17 protein-coding genes are annotated in these 16619 nt (G+C 41.4%); 10 read left to right on the plus strand and 7 right to left on the minus strand.

Annotation, left to right across the window (positions count from 1 at the left end; all coding sequences use genetic code 11):
* Window positions 1–43 precede the first annotated feature (43 nt).
* Window positions 44–1021, plus strand: a complete 978-nt coding sequence (locus BV11031_RS03195; protein ID WP_010329642.1) for an N-acetylmuramoyl-L-alanine amidase — start codon at window positions 44–46, stop codon at window positions 1019–1021.
* 54 nt (window positions 1022–1075) lie between these two features.
* On the opposite strand, the gene BV11031_RS03200 is transcribed toward BV11031_RS03195, so the two are convergent.
* Both BV11031_RS03200 and BV11031_RS03205 read right to left on the minus strand, forming a co-directional pair.
* Complete coding sequence (locus BV11031_RS03200; RefSeq protein WP_010329643.1) at window positions 1076–1465, minus strand: Imm50 family immunity protein; 390 nt, start codon at window positions 1463–1465, stop codon at window positions 1076–1078.
* Window positions 1466–1479: 14 nt separating this feature from the next.
* Window positions 1480–3063: a T7SS effector LXG polymorphic toxin gene (locus tag BV11031_RS03205; RefSeq protein WP_010329644.1), complete on the minus strand. Its 1584-nt coding sequence runs from the start codon at window positions 3061–3063 to the stop codon at window positions 1480–1482.
* A gap of 338 nt (window positions 3064–3401) precedes the next feature.
* Here BV11031_RS03205 and BV11031_RS03210 point away from each other — a divergent pair, with 338 nt between their 5' ends.
* The 3 genes from BV11031_RS03210 (at window position 3402) to BV11031_RS03215 (ending at window position 4964) form a co-directional block, all read left to right on the plus strand.
* Window positions 3402–4517: a Rap family tetratricopeptide repeat protein gene (locus BV11031_RS03210; RefSeq protein ID WP_010329645.1), complete on the plus strand. Its 1116-nt coding sequence runs from the start codon at window positions 3402–3404 to the stop codon at window positions 4515–4517.
* The gene (locus tag BV11031_RS22605) at window positions 4514–4666 is read left to right on the plus strand and encodes a PhrK family phosphatase-inhibitory pheromone (protein WP_010329646.1); all 153 of its coding nucleotides are present in this window, start codon (window positions 4514–4516) and stop codon (window positions 4664–4666) included. Before BV11031_RS03210 ends, BV11031_RS22605 begins: the two co-directional genes overlap by 4 nt.
* Before the next feature lie 76 nt (window positions 4667–4742).
* The gene (locus BV11031_RS03215; protein ID WP_010329647.1) at window positions 4743–4964 is read left to right on the plus strand and encodes a hypothetical protein; all 222 of its coding nucleotides are present in this window, start codon (window positions 4743–4745) and stop codon (window positions 4962–4964) included.
* Window positions 4965–5169: 205 nt separating this feature from the next.
* On the opposite strand, the gene BV11031_RS22610 is transcribed toward BV11031_RS03215, so the two are convergent.
* Together BV11031_RS22610 and rpsD are read right to left on the minus strand one after the other, a co-directional pair.
* A complete protein-coding gene (locus tag BV11031_RS22610) occupies window positions 5170–5322 on the minus strand; it encodes a hypothetical protein (RefSeq protein ID WP_010329648.1) in 153 nt (50 codons plus the stop codon).
* A gap of 214 nt (window positions 5323–5536) precedes the next feature.
* On the minus strand, window positions 5537–6139 hold the full coding sequence (gene rpsD / locus BV11031_RS03220; RefSeq protein ID WP_010329649.1) for a 30S ribosomal protein S4: 603 nt from the start codon (window positions 6137–6139) through the stop codon (window positions 5537–5539).
* Window positions 6140–6433: 294 nt separating this feature from the next.
* On the opposite strand from rpsD, the gene BV11031_RS03230 reads away from it, so the two are divergent.
* Window positions 6434–8176, plus strand: coding sequence for a diguanylate cyclase domain-containing protein (locus BV11031_RS03230; protein WP_010329650.1), 1743 nt, complete (start codon window positions 6434–6436; stop codon window positions 8174–8176).
* Between the two features lie 39 nt (window positions 8177–8215).
* Here BV11031_RS03230 and BV11031_RS03235 read toward each other — a convergent pair whose 3' ends face one another.
* Complete coding sequence (locus BV11031_RS03235) at window positions 8216–8707, minus strand: GAF domain-containing protein (RefSeq protein WP_010329651.1); 492 nt, start codon at window positions 8705–8707, stop codon at window positions 8216–8218.
* Between the two features lie 126 nt (window positions 8708–8833).
* On the opposite strand from BV11031_RS03235, the gene refZ reads away from it, so the two are divergent.
* Entirely contained in the window at window positions 8834–9457 is a 624-nt protein-coding gene (gene refZ / locus BV11031_RS03240; protein WP_010329652.1) for a transcriptional regulator RefZ, read from the plus strand.
* On the opposite strand, the gene hisJ is transcribed toward refZ, so the two are convergent.
* On the minus strand, window positions 9450–10259 hold the full coding sequence (gene hisJ, locus BV11031_RS03245; RefSeq protein WP_010329653.1) for a histidinol-phosphatase HisJ: 810 nt from the start codon (window positions 10257–10259) through the stop codon (window positions 9450–9452). The genes refZ and hisJ overlap by 8 nt on opposite strands.
* Before the next feature lie 197 nt (window positions 10260–10456).
* On the opposite strand from hisJ, the gene ezrA reads away from it, so the two are divergent.
* Window positions 10457–12160, plus strand: coding sequence for a septation ring formation regulator EzrA (gene ezrA, locus BV11031_RS03250; RefSeq protein ID WP_010329654.1), 1704 nt, complete (start codon window positions 10457–10459; stop codon window positions 12158–12160).
* A gap of 98 nt (window positions 12161–12258) precedes the next feature.
* Here the strand turns inward: ezrA and brnQ are convergent, their stop codons facing one another.
* Window positions 12259–13593, minus strand: coding sequence for a branched-chain amino acid transport system II carrier protein (gene brnQ, locus BV11031_RS03255; protein ID WP_010329655.1), 1335 nt, complete (start codon window positions 13591–13593; stop codon window positions 12259–12261).
* 201 nt (window positions 13594–13794) lie between these two features.
* On the opposite strand from brnQ, the gene BV11031_RS03260 reads away from it, so the two are divergent.
* From BV11031_RS03260 to BV11031_RS03270, 3 genes are all read left to right on the plus strand, one after another.
* Window positions 13795–14940: a cysteine desulfurase family protein gene (locus tag BV11031_RS03260; protein WP_010329656.1), complete on the plus strand. Its 1146-nt coding sequence runs from the start codon at window positions 13795–13797 to the stop codon at window positions 14938–14940.
* Between the two features lie 3 nt (window positions 14941–14943).
* Window positions 14944–16149 (plus strand): tRNA uracil 4-sulfurtransferase ThiI, encoded by a 1206-nt coding sequence (gene thiI, locus BV11031_RS03265; RefSeq protein ID WP_010329657.1) that lies wholly within the window; start codon window positions 14944–14946, stop codon window positions 16147–16149.
* 91 nt (window positions 16150–16240) lie between these two features.
* On the plus strand, window positions 16241–16456 hold the full coding sequence (locus BV11031_RS03270; RefSeq protein WP_010329658.1) for an alpha/beta-type small acid-soluble spore protein: 216 nt from the start codon (window positions 16241–16243) through the stop codon (window positions 16454–16456).
* The last annotated feature ends 163 nt before the right edge of the window (window positions 16457–16619 follow it).

Consider the following 16619-nt stretch of genomic DNA (forward strand, 5'->3'; position numbering starts at 1 on the left):
GGCGGCTTTTTCTATATCAAAAACAGAATAGGAGAGATCACTTATGACAATTACAGTGAAAAAGAATCTTGTATCAGAAGCTAAATACGGTTTGAAATGCCCGAACGCAATGACGGCGAAGTACATTACCATCCACAATACAGCCAATGACGCGTCAGCTGCCAATGAGATCAGTTATATGATCGGGAATACAAGCTCGACAAGCTTTCACTTTGCAGTCGATGACAAAGAGGTGCGGCAGGGCATCCCCACAAATCGCAATGCATGGCACACAGGAGACGGCACAAACGGAACCGGTAACCGTAAATCTATCGGCGTTGAAATCTGCTACAGCAAGTCAGGAGGCGCAAAATATAAGGCAGCAGAAAAGCTGGCAATTAAGTTTGTGGCGCAGCTGCTCAAAGAGCGAGGCTGGGGTATTGACCGTGTAAGAAAGCATCAAGACTGGAACGGCAAGTATTGCCCGCACCGTATTTTGTCAGAGGGCAGATGGGAACAAGTGAAGGCAGCCATTGCTGCAGAATTAGAATGCCTTGGTGGTAAAAAAGCATCTTCTCCTTCGAAAACAAAAACAAAGGCTAACGGGGCGACGTACACCGTGAAGAAAGGTGATGCTCTTTCTGTCATTGCACAGAAAACAGGCGTAAGCATGTCAACCCTGCAAAGGTTGAACGGTATCAAGAATCCGAACTTGATCAAGGTCGGCCAAGTATTAAAGCTCACAGGATCAAGCACTTCCAGCACTAAACCAAGCAGTAAAAAAACGTCATATGCTCTACCTTCCGGGGTTATGAAAGTGACAAATCCGATGACGAAAGGCACGAAAGTAAGACAGGTGCAAAATGCTCTGGCAGCTCTTTATTTCTACCCGGATAAAGGGGCGAAGAATAACGGCATTGACGGCGTGTATGGTCCGAAAACAGCCAATGCCGTCAAACGGTTCCAATCTGTAAATGGTCTGACTGCTGATGGCGTATATGGGCCTAAGACAAAAACAAAAATTGAAGAGAAATTGAAATAATAAAAGGTCCCCTCTCAGTGTGAGCGGGGACCCTTTTTGTTTTTTATCTACTAGTCATATAGCTTCGTTAATATAACCATTAATTGATTGAATAAAACCGGTGTCAGCTTTTATCTTTGCGTTAATTTCACCTGTTACATTTATGTCTAATAAGCCTTGTTCATCCTTAGTTATCTCAATGTTTCCTCTGTATGTATCTGAAGAAGTTTTCATTTCTAAGGAATGGATATCGAAGAAGTCCACTTGAAGGGCGATTGAGTTGTATCCCAGATTAGCCCATTTCTTAGGTGGATTCTCGGCATAGAATGGCATATCAAAATGTAATGTTACTTTTCTACCTTCTTCTTTTATATAAATACCCTCAATGCGTACCTTTTCTAAGCCTGGTACCTCGTTATATAAACTATTTAAAAAATGACTTTCTTCTATATTCTTGTACCACATAAAATCACCTCAAATTATTTGTTAAAAGGATAATGTTCTTTTGTGCCAGGGACTTTTCCTGTTCGAGTATTATCAATAGGTCTAACGTTAAAGTGCGGACCTTGACCACCTTTTTCATGTCCAGCGCTATGATCTTGTATAATAATTTTTTCGCCTTTGTTATTAGTGAAGGTGTATTCTCTCGTCCTAATTATTTTACCATTTTTATCTTTAATTACACGACCGCCTTCGTGGGGAGCAGTACGCATTTCTACACGATTGATTGACTCCGGTTGTTGAGCTCGTGGTATACCGGCATCTCTTTTCGCTTCTTTAAAAGCCCCTTTTCTACTAACTGTAACTTTAGTTACGGTTTCAGTTGATGATGAAGCTTTAAGGCCGGTTTTTCCGGAAAATCCCTTTGCACCAAAAGGCATTAAAACAGCAAGTGCTGCATTTATACTGTTATGCTGCTGTTCTTTTGAAATCTTATTACCAAACATGTCGCGGCCTGTTATAGCTTCGCTAAAACCGTTCGCAGAAGCAAGCCCATAAAGACCTTTACTCGAATTTTGAAGAGCATGGAATGTCTTTGGCGTTTTGTAGACATCGAGTGCTTTGTCTGCTTTGTAGAGAGCTTTACTGGTTGAATAAACAGCTTTTCCGCCCTTGGCTAATTTTCCAGCCCATCCAACAATCGGGACATAACCTGCCGCAGCCATCGCTCCAGCTGCTACACGTTGGCCCTCTGTCAACTTTTCGCCGGTAACAGGATCAACTCCATCAGCGGCTCTTTTATAATCATAATATCCAGAGACTTCCCCTGTAAAATTACAAACAACATCCCACGTCTTTTCGTACCATGGCTTATTTGCAAGCTCTTCCTGTTCTTTTGCTATCCTTCTTTGATGGGCCTGTTGATCTTTAAAAGTGATATACTCAGTCGATTGTTTTTTTACGTCTTCAGTCATCTTGTGGACTTCACTGTCCCTATAAGCATTGGCATTATAGTGGATGGGAGAGGCACTCTTGCCTTTTGCTGTTGCGTTTATGAGTGCTTGGTAATCAGCCTGAATCATTTGTTCATTTGCTTCCGATAAGGCGTATTCTGACGTTAGGTTCTCATCGACTTCACTTATTTTCTCGACTGTATTTTTTCGTTTTTTCTCAGCAGAAGATAACTCATTTTTAAAATCTTCCGTTGAAAAAACATCTAAGGGAAGGACATCGTGTAGTTCATTTAAGATGTCTTTGATGGCCTTTTTCTGTTCTGACATGATGGATTTTGATTTAGAATTAGCATTGGCCAACTCATGTTCTAGGAAGGATTCTTCTATGTAGGCATCTGATAAGCTAGCGTCTTCCAAGATACCAGGAATACTTGTTAAAAAAGATATTTTCATCTCAATTAGATCAATCCACTGGTCAGCAATGCCGGCCTGATCTTCATAAAATGATTTGATGTTATTGGCGCCTTTACCTGAAAACTCGCTATCGTCTAGATCAGCGACAGCTTTGAATGCTTTCTTTAATTTGACCATTTTACTTTTTAAATCTTTGTATTCTTTTGCACGGTTTTCAGCTTCGGAAAGCAGTGTTTTGGCTTCAAATACCTTCATGATCATATCCTTTCATATTGAATTTAACACAGGGATTTTACCATAGTTTGGGAGGGAGGAGCTGATAATAAAAATGTCAGTACAAGAATGATTCAAATTACATAGGTACTATTAACTTATTTGGATTATGTCCGCATAATATTAAGTTCAGTAGACCTATTTTTTTATGAGTTCTTCACTCTGGAAAAATAGTAAAAATTACCTCAATGAAAATTTGCGCCATAACGAAAAATGAATTGCGATATGTCGAAAATTATTTCTATATATGACATAAAATGTTAAACGTATGTTAAAATTTGTTTGAGTATTTAGAATTTTGACAGAAAGAGAGGGTTATTATGAGTAAACTTGCTTCTGAGTATGTTGCTAATATCTTAAATGAGTGGTATATCGCTATTAAACAGCAAAATGTTGAGGCTGCCGAGAAATACTTTAAAGAGGTTAAAGCTCTATTTGGTGAAATGGTGGAAGATCAAGAGGTACTGATGTATTACTCTTTGCTTGAAGAGAGACATAAAATGATGATGTATCAAGTTAAAGGATCAGACTTCCCTAAGCATTCATATTTCAATAAAAGACACGCAAAAGAAATTCAAAAAACTGATCACATGATAGAGTATTATTTCTTTTTATTTGAAGCGTTATACGAATCATATAATCGAAACTTTGAAAATGCCATAAGCCTTTTTAAAATCGCAGAGAAAAAGTTATCTGTCATTCCCGATGAAATTGAAGCTGCTGAATTTTATTCTAAAGTGGCGTCAATGTACATGATGCTGCGACAAAGTATTGTCTCATTAAATTATATAAACAACGCACTTAATATTTATAAAGGGAATGAAAATTACAAAAGAAAGTTTGCAACTGCACTGATGGTTGTTGGAACGAACTATACTGATCTAGGCCAATTTGATAAAGCTGAAGAAGCCTATTTCCAAGCGATTAGAATTTCAAAAGAGCTTGATGATAAATTTTTCGAAGCGCAAATCCATCACAATTTAAGTATTACGTATTCAGCAGCAAATAGATCCCAAGACTGTCTTAATGCACTAAGAAAAGCAATCCGAAACAAAGAATGGAGACAATCCGTTTATTACATAAACTCTCTTTACATGGTCACAAAAGAGTTATTCCTCATGGACCAAAAAGATAAGGCTGTATATTATTACAAAAAAGGACAGGAAAATTTAAACCAAAAAGAGAATAAAGTGTATGAGGCTAAAATAAACATCATTTATAAACTTCTTCTAGATAATCAAAACGAAACCATTGAGCATTGTTTGAGTTATATTCATTTCCTTCAAGAAAAGAATGACTTAGACAGTGTTCTTGATCTATCCTTGATTATCTCTCGGTACTGCGAGGAGAAAGAATGTTATAAGGATGCTCTTGAATTTTCTAAGCGAGCTATTTTAGCTGAAAAGAAAATGAGGCAGTTGGAGGGAATAGGATGAAAAGATTAATACTTCGTGTGTCTGTTACAGCTATCGTTTTAAGTGGATTAGCTGTTGGCACTAGTTTGATTACACAATCTGACTTTCATTTTAGTGAAAAACCAGTTGGAACAGAAATACAAATTGCAGAAAGACCTGTTGGTACTTAATACAAGAACCCTGAAAAGGGTTTTTCTATTGTCTAAGAACGTTCGTTCTGGTATGGTGCATGTAGAGGTGAGGTATATGAAAAAGTTATCAAAAGAGCTGGAAGAGGGATTAGAAAGAGTACCAAAATTGATTGAAGAGGTTTTGCAAATTTATGAACAGCATCAAGGGGAGCCGGAGAACAAACCAGGCGTTAGCTGTCCTTCGTGTCTAAATAAATCATCTGATTATGTGTGTAATTGGTATGGAAATAAACATGTTCATTTCAGTTGTAAGTGCGGTTGTCGAGTAGACCAATAATAAAAAAGGCCCTTCTCGTATGAGAGAGCCTTTTTTATTTATGCGCCTACTATAATTTCACGACCCAAACTCATTCCGATCGCTGGGTCATGATGCGTGCCTACAGGTGGATCAATTTGCAAGGTTCCTACTGGTAACTCACGTGTGATCTTCATTTTATGAACTCCTCTCTATGATTGATTACTTCACTTTTTCTAAATCCCTTTTATTTGAACAAATTTTTCAATAATTTATTTGTTGCTTTTCCGGCTGCACGTCGAGCCACTCTTTTTCCAAGTGTGCCGTTTTTGGCTGCCTGAACATCACCAAGGATACGCGCAATCTTATACATTAAACCCCTTGTTTTGTTTATGTTCATATGTAGCTCCTTTTTCAGAGTGTATCATTCAAAGAGAGAGAGAGAGCGTCTGTCCATCATCTTTAATTACCCCCAAAACCTCCCCCAATCCCCCCCAAATAAATAAGGGGAAATACATTGTTCTACATAGCTGAATCTAAAATAAAAACCCTAGAAATGTTGATGTAACAACGTTTCTAGGGTTTAATTCAATGCTCTTTAAAGAGCATTTTAATTAACGAGAGTAGAACTCAACGATAAGCGCTTCGTTAATTTCCGGAGCAAGTTCAGAACGCTCAGGAAGACGAGTGAATGTACCTTCAAGCTTTTCAGCATCGAAAGTAAGGTATTCAGGAACGAAGTTGTTCACTTCAACAGATTCTTTGATGATAGAAAGGTTTCTTGATTTTTCGCGAACACCGATTGTTTGACCAGCTTTAACTTGGTAAGACGGAATGTCAACGCGGCTTCCATCAACAAGAATGTGACCGTGGTTAACCAATTGGCGAGCTTGACGGCGAGTACGTGCTAAACCTAGCTTGTACACAACGTTATCAAGACGAGAATCTAAAAGAATCATGAAGTTTTCGCCGTGTTTACCAGCTAATTTGCCAGCTTTGTCAAATAAAGTGCGGAATTGGCGTTCGTTTACACCGTACATGTGACGAAGCTTTTGCTTTTCTTGCAATTGCAAACCGTATTCTGATAATTTTTTACGTTGTCCTGGACCGTGTGGGCCTGGAGCGTAAGGGCGTTTTTCTAATTCTTTTCCTGTACCGCTAAGAGAGATTCCTAGACGGCGGGACAGTTTCCAAGATGGACCTGTATAGCGAGCCATAATGTGACTCCTCCTTTGGTTTTATTTTTGTGGAAAATAAAAACCGTCTGCTCTATTCGACCATGTACATTTTGTTTTCATGTATCCTCGCTCCAGCAGCAGAGAGTTACACGATACACCTTATGGATAAGGAACAAAATGAAAACATAGAAGCTGAACAAAAAGGCTGCAATATTTCACACAAAGGTCATTATATAATTTATTTGATTTGAAGTCAACCATTCCTCCATTATTGCTTCGCCGTTTATGATATAATAAACAAAAATGAGTAGTAAACTTTTAGGTGATAAAAACATGGTAGAACAAACAAAAGAACAATTATCCGCCTTTCATTATCATATGCTGGATTTTTTATTAACAAAATCCGAAAAAGTCACTTATACAGACTCTTTCATATGGCTGACATCGGCTATTCAAACGTATTTTTCGTCTCTATGTGTTTCGCTTACGCCGGCGCCATCCGGCGGCTCTGCTTCAACACAGGCCGTTGATGAAGTGCGGTTTTCCGCTTCGAAGATAAACGCCTCATTTTATCTGATTGAGGACAACGATGGCAGGCGCTATCATCTGACATGCAGGCAGGATGCAGAGATGCCTGAAGGGCTTCCCGACCTGGTTTCATCATTTTTACACCAGTCAATGAAACAGGAAAGGCTTTATATCAAAACGATCTATCAAAAAAAGATATACAAAATGACAGAGCTGTTCCATTCACTGCTTGACCAGACAGAAGTGCTGAAGCAGCTTTTAGAAAGCTTAACGCGCACGTTTTCTCTTTTTGAGTTTTCTCTTTATATATCGCACGATCAAGATCAATGTTTAGGTGTTCCTGCAAAAGAATTGTATATGGAAGGGGAAAAATCCGATTCCTTTGCGCTAAAAGTGTATTTATCCGGGGATATTTTGCGTAAAAATGAATATTCCGCTTACATTCCGATCAAAGGACAGCAGGGAACGTACGGGGTGTTGAGGGCTGAAGGGGAGTGCGGCACTTTTCTTAATGACGCCTATCTTGATGAAATGTCGCTGATCGCAAATGCGGCGGGAAAAGCGTTTGAAAACGCCCAGCTCTATGAGCAATCCAAAGCAAGCATCGCAAATTTGGAATTGATTAATGAAACGTCACGGCGCCTGAATCAGCGGCTGACACTGACCGATACGATGAATGATCTGGCTGTGAGAATGGCAGAATCGTTTCAGGCGGAGGAAGTGGGTTTCTTTCATACAGACCATTTTGAAAACCTGACATTGCTGCCCGGCAGCACAGCGTTTTTTAAAGAAGCCAAGCCATCTGATTTTTATCATGAAGTGAAAGAAAAACTATATGAAGGGGAAAAAGGGGTTTTCATCGGAAATGGCCAGTCTGTTTTCGGAAAGGCCGGCTATGGCTCACTGATGGCTGTTCCGATGATTGAGAATGACAGGCTTTTAGGCTTTGCGGTTTTATTGAAAGAGGAACTGTACGCTTTTACATTTGAAATGTACAAGCTGTTTCAAGCGTTGATTCGTCACGCAACATTGGCTGTAACCAACTCCATGCTTCGCGACCGTCTTGAGCATCTTGTCAAAACAGATCAGCTGACTGAGCTGTATTCAAGGGTGTATTTAGATGAAAAGATTCAATACAGCATGAAAATCCACCAAAAGGGTGTTTTTATCCTTGTTGATATCGATAATTTCAAGAATGTAAATGATACGTATGGTCATCAGACGGGAGACGAGATTTTAATTCAAGTTGCTGCGGTGATGAAAAACAACATCCGAAAGCATGATGTCGGCGCCCGCTGGGGAGGCGAGGAGCTGGCGATTTACTTGCCGAATGTGACCGTTGCGACGGGAAAACGGATTACGGAGAGGCTGGTTTATGCGGTCAGAAAAAACACGAAACCCGAGGTGACCATTTCATGCGGGATTTCCTGCTGGACGGCAGAAACGAGAAAGTCCCTGAAAGAGCTTGTGCATGAGGCTGATGAAGCGCTCTACAGCGCAAAACGAAACGGGAAAAACCGTTTGATGATACACGAATCAATCAAATAATAAAAAGCCCAAAACAATAGCAGTTTTGGGCTTTTTGTATTACTGCGCTAACGCTTTTTCAAGCGTTTCGGCAAATTTTGATAAATACATTTCATCAATTTCGTCGAAACGGTTTTTTACTGGGCTGTCGATGTCTAAGACGCCGACAACTTTTCCGCCTACATGAATGGGAAGCACGATTTCTGATTGAGACGCCGCATCGCATGCGATATGTCCCGGAAACGCGTTTACATCCTCAACACGCTCCACTTTTCCGTTTGCATATGCTGTGCCGCAAACGCCTCTGCCGAAAGGAATCCGAACACATGCCGGCAGACCTTGGAACGGTCCTAATACAAGCTGTCCATCCTCTTCTTTGGCAAAATAGAAGCCTGCCCAGTTGACTTCAGGCAGCGAATGATAAAGAAGCGCTGAGGCATTTGCATAGTTTGCAATTGGATCTGTTTCGTCTTCGGTCATGGCTTCGAGCTGTTTGAGCAGAAGCTGATAGTCTTTTTCTTTATCTCCAGATTGTTTTTCGACATGAAACATGGAAAACCCTCACTTTTTCTATAATATAAATCAAAGTTCCGGCTTTTCTGCCGGCATTTGTCGATAAGTTCTTACAGGAACAGCGCCCTTCTGCTTGAATTGTATCAAGAGGAAGGAGTGAGCCGAATGAAAGTAAGCACCAAAGACAAAATTATTGAATCTGCTGTCAAGCTCTTTAACCAAAAAGGATTTTCTGGCACGTCTGTACGTGAAATCGCCAAGTCAGCTGATGTAAATGTTGCGCACATCTCCTACTATTTTAAAGGCAAAGGAGGTTTGATGGAACACCTAGTTTCAGAGTTTTACGAAGGCTACAGCCAAACGCTTGAAACAGCGGCGGGAAATATCTCTTCTCAAAGCACGCAAGAACAGCTTCTTCAATTGGTTTTCGATATTTTATCCTATCAGCATACTCATCGTCAATTAACTCGTTTTGTCTACCGGGAAGTCACAATTGATTCCACGTTAATCAGGGAAATTATGTCGACATATTTAATGAAGGAAAAGTATATCTTCCAGCTGATCATTGAGGAAGGAGAAAAACAGAGTGAACATTTAACCCTGCCGCTGCCTCATTTTATTCTCCAATTAAAATCTCTCTTAATGATGCCTTATCTCCAGCCTCAATATATTTCAGAAGTGCTCTACATGCAGCCGCACGAGCCGTACTTTTATAAAATGTATTTTGAAGAAATCAAGATTTGGATCAGAAGCGTCTTCCGGACAGGAGACGTGGCGCTTATCAATTAGCCTGCTTCACAAACGTCTCATAAGCGTATCCGACATCTCCCGCTTGATGGGCATCAGACCCGAACACAAGCGGGATCTTCTTTTGCTTCGCTTCATTTATCATCCAATCCTCGATATAAATGCCGCCTGCATACGTTTTTCGTAAGCCGGAAGTATTGAAGTCGAGCTCCATTCCGTTTTCTCCAATGGCATTCAGGCACTGAGAAACGAGTCCGCGAATCTGTTTAGACATGCTGTATGGAAACAGCTTGATGAATTTTTGGACGAGTGTGATGTGACCGACTCTTTTTGGCTTATAGCTGCCGAGAGATGCTACAATGGAAGAATAGATGCTGCGGTAATATTTCTCGTATACAGCTTCAATGCTTCCGCAGGCTGAAATCAGCTCTTTAAAGGTATGTTCATCATAATCAAGGCACAGATAGGAAGAACCTGCGCGCAAAAAATGAACGGATAAAATGCTGTCATCTAAATATGGACCGTATGTGTCCAGTAATAATGTGATTTCATCTTCAAATGCGGCAATATAATCGACCTCAAGCCCCGTCTGTATATGAATCTGTCCGCGATATTCTTTTTTTAATAAAGAAATGTCCTCGATATAGCGTTCCAAAGAAGCGTGCGCCATCGCGCTGTCTTTCAGCGGCGTCGGATCAGCAAAAGAGGGCGGCAATGGGGCGTGTTCTGTAAAAGTAATCGATTGAAAGCCTTTTTTTAAGGCTTCTTCTGCATATTGTCTGAGTGTGTCGTTTGAGCCGTGAGGGCAAAATGGTGTGTGAATATGCCCGTCTCGCTTTTGCATTGGCGTCACCCCCGTGAAAAAATAGTCAAATCCTGCCGATTTCGCATAAAAAGTTTTTGATTTCTGGTCAAAAAATGTTGGTTACATGGTATCATAATAACAATGAAAACGACAGTTTTTCTCAATACATATCCTGAAATCTTTCTGAATAAATAAAACACCCTGACAGATTAAGGTTAACAGCAAGGGGGCTCATTATGGAGTTTGTCATTGGATTATTAATTGTACTGCTTGCCCTGTTTGCGGCGGGCTACTTTTTCAGGAAAAAAATCTACGCCGAAATCGACCGGCTGGAATCGTGGAAGATTGAAATTCTAAACCGGTCGATTGTGGAAGAAATGTCCAAAATTAAACATTTAAAAATGACGGGTCAGACAGAAGAGTTCTTTGAAAAGTGGCGTGAAGAATGGGATGAGATTGTCACAGCCCACATGCCGAAAGTGGAAGAGCTCCTTTATGATGCCGAGGAAAATGCAGACAAATACCGGTTTAAAAAGGCCAATCAAGTGCTCGTTCATATCGACGACTTGCTGACGGCGGCGGAATCGAATATTGAAAAGATTCTGCGGGAAATCAGCGACCTTGTCACAAGTGAGGAAAAGAGCCGCGAAGAGATTGAGCAGGTGAGAGAGCGTTATTCAAAATCGCGGAAAAACCTGCTGGCATACAGCCATCTTTACGGGGAGCTTTATGACAGCCTTGAAAAGGATCTTGACGAGATTTGGAGCGGAATCAAACAATATGAAGAAGAAACAGAAGGCGGAAACTATATTACCGCACGAAAAGTTCTGCTTGAGCAGGACCGCAATCTTGAACGGCTTCAGTCATATATAGATGACGTGCCTAAGCTGCTGGCTGACTGCAAGCAGACGGTGCCCGGCCAGATTGCAAAGCTCAAGGACGGTTATCGCGAAATGAAGGAGAAAGGCTATAAGCTTGAGCATATCCAGCTTGATAAGGAGTTAGAAAGTCTGTCAAATCAGTTGAAACGGGCGGAACATGTCTTGTTGACTGAGCTGGATATTGATGAAGCGTCCGCAATTCTGCAGCTCATTGACGAAAATATTCAATCTGTTTATCAGCAGCTGGAAGGTGAAGTCGAAGCCGGCCAATCTGTGCTAAGCAAAATGCCTGAATTGATCATTGCTTATGACAAGCTGAAAGAAGAGGAAGGGCAGACCAAGGCGGAAACTGAGCTGGTGAAGGAAAGCTACAGACTGACAGCTGGCGAGCTCGGCAAACAGCAGGCTTTTGAAAAACGCCTTGAGGAAATTGGCAAGCTGCTCTCATCCGTTAAAGATAAGCTCGATGCAGAGCATGTCGCCTACTCGCTTATAGTAGAAGAAGTTGCTTCAATAGAGAAGCAGATTGAAGAAGTGAAAAAAGAGCATGCTGAATACCGTGAAAAGCTGCAAGCGCTGAGAAAAGAGGAGCTTCAGGCGAGAGAGACGCTCAGCAATTTGAAGAAAACAATTTCTGAGACAGCAAGATTGCTGAAGACAAGCAATATTCCAGGCATTCCGAGTCATCTTCAAGAGATGCTGGAAAACGCGTATCATCACATTCAAGAAACAGTCAGCCAACTAAACGAACTTCCATTAAATATGGAAGAAGCCGGAGCCCATTTGAAGCAAGCGGAAGATATCGTCAACAGGGCAAGCCGGGAATCGGAGGAACTTGTCGAGCAGGTGATCCTCATTGAAAAGATCATTCAGTTCGGAAACCGGTTCAGAAGCCAGAATCATATTTTATCTGAACAGCTGAAAGAAGCGGAAAGACGTTTTTATGAATTTGATTACAATGAAGCGTATGAAATTGCAGCAGCCGCAGTTGAAAAAGCTTCTCCCGGTGCTGTTCAAAAAATAGAATCACAAAAGAAAAAAGAGCATCAATATCAATAAAGTGTATATCAAAGGCCGAAGCCGAAGTGCTCGGCCTTTGATATGTATACAATATAAAAAAGCCTTTTTGGATGTGCATCCAAAAAGGCTTTTCTTTACTATTTGTTATCGGCTGGTTTTTTATTTGAACCAATAAGTGAAATCAGATAACCGGCAATGCCTCCAATGATAGCAGGAAGGACCCAGCCGAATCCTAGACTGTAAAGCGGCAGCGATTGACCGAGAACTTTATTTAAAGAACCGAGCGGAATGCTCGCGGCATTCAGGCCGTCGATAATACTAAAAATACCAGTGGCGATCAAGCAAAGAATATATACTTCACGTCTGCCATTAAATGATTTTTCAATAAACGAAAGCAAAATGATAACAATTGCTAATGGATAAATAGCTGATAAAATAGGAACTGAGAATAAAATGATATTTGACAGCCCAAAGTTAGAAATAATAAAACTGAACACAGTGACAATCGTTACAACAGCTTTATAAGATAAAGAAGGAACCAGTTTTGAGAAGTAATTTCCGCATGAAGAGACAAGGCCGATACTTGTTGTCAAACACGCGAATAGGATTGCGACACCTAAAATGATATTTCCCAAAGATCCGAACAGATGCTGTGATGATGCTGATAAAATTTTGCTGCCCGCACCAAGCAGTCCGATAGATTCTGTGCTTGTTGCTCCTAAATAGGCGAGTGAAACGTAAACAAGACCGAGTCCTGCTGCTGCAACAAGTCCCGCTTTAATACATACGGAAGCAACTGATTTGCGATTGGTGATGCCTCTGTCCTTAACGGCATTGACAACGACAATTCCGAACACAATAGAAGCAAGTGCATCCATTGTTTTATAGCCTTCTAAAAATCCTTTAAACACTGATCCGGAAGCATACGCTTCATGAGGCGACTGAATGTCTCCCATTGGTGTCACAATGCTTTTAATGACTAAAATGGCAATAACAGCAAGCAAAATAGGTGTTAATACCTTACCGATCCGGTCAACAAGCTTTGTAGGATTTAAAGCCAGATAGTACGTAACAGCAAAGAAAGCGAGCGTAAACAGCAGAAGTGTGAGCCATGCCGGCATGCCGTCTACAAAAGGTACAGCCGCAATTTCATAAGAGACAGTGCCTGTTCGCGGAATCGCAAACAGCGGTCCGATTGTTAAATAAAGAACGACTGTAAAAATAGTTCCAAAGACGGGGTGTGCTTTATCAGCAAGGCCCTTGGCATCCGTACCTGTTAATGCTACAGCCACAACGCCTAAAAGCGGCAGGCCGACACCCGTCACGAGAAACCCTGTCATCGCTTTCCAAACATGTTCACCGGCCGCTTGTCCAAGTTCCGGCGGAAATATCATATTTCCTGCGCCAAAGAACAAAGCGAAAAGCATAAGCCCGATGGCGATCGTTTCCTTGGCTGAGAGTGATGATTTCATAACGTATAAATCCTCCTAATTTCCCTATGGTAGAATATTCTGTCAATTAATTGTCAGATAATATGACGAAAGTAACAAATCTAATTATAGGTGAATGTATGAAGAAGTCAATAGTAATTTTATTTACTTTTTCAGCACTAATTTGTTATGGTAACATATAAAATTAGTTTTGTATCGCTTTCATATTAAAGGAGTAAAAAGATGTTATATTTAGACAATAGTTCAACGACTAAACCTTACGATGAAGTCTTAGACACATATGAACAAACAAGCAGACGATACTTTGGGAATCCTTCATCTTTGCACCGGTATGGAGCTGAAACGGAACAGCTGCTTCAGGCAGCTAAACATCAGATAAAAAGAGCCTTAGGCCTAAAGAATTATGATATTGTCTTTGCGTCAGGCGCTACAGAAGCTAATAACTTGGCTTTAAAAGGAGCCGCTTTGTCAAAAATAAAAGCAGGCAAGCATATCATTGCCACTTCGATCGAGCATCCATCTGTTACGGAATCATTAGAACAGCTGACAGAGTTATTCGGATTTGACGTCACTTATCTTTCAGTGAACGAAGACGGATTTGTCTCAATTGAAGAACTGAAACAAGCTATACGCCCCGATACAGTGCTTGTCAGCATGATGCATGTGAACAATGAAGTCGGTTCCGTACAGCCGATTGAAGAAGCGGGTAAAGTGCTGAAAGAGCACCCGAACATTTTGTTTCACGTCGATTATGTGCAGGGCATCTATAAAGTGCCATTGGCTATTGAAAAGGCCGGCATTGATCTTTGTTCGATTTCCGGGCATAAATTTCACGGCCTAAAAGGGACAGGCGCGCTTATCGTAAAAGAAGGAACACGCTTGATTCCGTTGATCACAGGGGGCTCCCAGCAAAAAGGCATACGGGCCGGAACGGAGCATATTGCGGGCGCGGTTTCGCTTGCCAAAGCCATTAATCTTGCCGCTGCTGATTTTGAAACACGCCTTGACACGATGGCAGCCGCAAAGGAATTGTTTATGATAAAGCTGAGTGAGACCGAAGGCGTTGTGGTCAACACGCCACAAATAAATAGTGCGCCGCACATTATTAATTTCTCTGTTCCGGGGATTAAAGCAGAGGTGCTTTTGCACATGCTTGAAGAACAGGATATATTCGTCTCAACCACTTCGGCCTGCTCGGCAAAAGAGCATAAGCCCAGCAAGGTTCTCCTGCAGATGGGCAAGGGAGAGCAAATTGCCGGCAGCAGCATCAGAATCAGCTTAAACTACAGCCAGACAAGCGATGTGGCAGAACCGTTTATGAGCGCGCTCCGTCCTGGCATCAAAAAATTAAAGAAAATGATGAGGTAGAACATGAATTACGATCATATATTAATTCGTTTTGGGGAAATTTCAACCAAAGGCAAAAACAGAAAAAGCTTTATTGAGCGCTTAAAGCAAAACGTCAGACTCGTTTTGAAAGACTATCCGAACTTAAAATACTTTTCCAATCGGGACCGGATGACGATTACATTAAATGGAGAAGATCCGGAGGCTCTTTTTCCTCATTTAAAGCAGGTGTTTGGCATTCAAAGCTTCAGCCTGGCGATTAAATGTGACAGCCGCTTAGATGAGATTAAGGCAACTGCTCTGCAGGCTATTGAGGATCAGTATCAGCCCGGTGATACGTTTAAAGTGGCGACAAAGAGAGCGTATAAACAATTTGAATTAGATACAAACGAAATGAACGCTGAGATCGGCGGCCACATTTTGAGACATACAGAAGGATTGACAGTCGATGTCCGCAACCCTGACATTCCGCTCAGAATCGAAATCAGGGAGGAAGCGACCTTTTTGACGATTCGCGATGAAAAAGGTGCAGGCGGACTGCCGGTTGGTTCAGCAGGCAAAGCGATGCTCATGCTTTCCGGCGGTTTTGACAGCCCTGTGGCAGGTTTTTATGCGATGAAACGGGGACTGTCGGTAGAAGCTGTACATTTCTTCAGCCCGCCATACACAAGCGAGCGCGCAAAGCAAAAGGTAATGGACCTGGCAAAATGTTTGTCCCGCTTTGGGGGAAGCATGACGCTTCATATCGTTCCGTTTACAAAAACACAAGAGCTCATCCAAAAACAAATCCCTGAGAACTACACAATGACGGCAACCCGCCGCCTTATGCTTCAAATTGCTGACAGAATCCGAGAAAAGAGAAACGGGCTTGCGATCATTACAGGAGAGAGCCTCGGCCAGGTAGCGAGCCAAACGCTTGAAAGCATGTATGCGATAAATGCGGTGACGTCAACCCCGATTTTGCGTCCGTTAATCGGCATGGATAAAACAGACATCATCGAAAAGTCACGGGAAATCGGCACATACGAGACAAGCATTCAGCCGTTTGAAGACTGCTGCACGATCTTTACGCCGCCAAGCCCGAAAACACGTCCTAAAAAAGAAAAAATCGAACACTATGAAAGCTTTGTTGATTTTGAACCGTATATCCAAGAAGCGGTTGAAAACATTGAGACCGTGACGCTGTACAGCGAACAAGAAGCAAACGATAAATTCGCGGAACTCTTTTAGGTCAGCCCAGCTCCTGTCTACAATTACCAAAGTTTTTCTGAATGAAGCCATGTGTTTTAACACAATCTATACTCACAAGGAGGTGAGACACATGGCACAAAACAGTCAAAACGGTAACAGCAGTAACCAACTTCTAGTACCAGGAGCTGCTCAAGCGATCGACCAAATGAAATTAGAAATCGCTTCTGAATTCGGTGTAAACCTTGGAGCGGACACAACTTCTCGCGCTAACGGTTCTGTTGGAGGAGAGATCACAAAACGTCTTGTATCTTTTGCTCAACAAAACATGGGCGGAGGACAATTCTAATTTACAATTTCACATAATGGCTTAGGAGTGGGGTTTTTCCCCACTCTTTTTCGTTTTTATATACATAAAAGGACCAGCGACCTATAAAAACACATGTTTATCGAGCTTGTTTTTAGGCAAATGCTTACGGAAAGAGCCTGTATTTATGTATAATGGGTGGAGA

Source organism: Bacillus vallismortis (assembly GCF_004116955.1).
Lineage (GTDB): Bacteria > Bacillota > Bacilli > Bacillales > Bacillaceae > Bacillus > Bacillus vallismortis.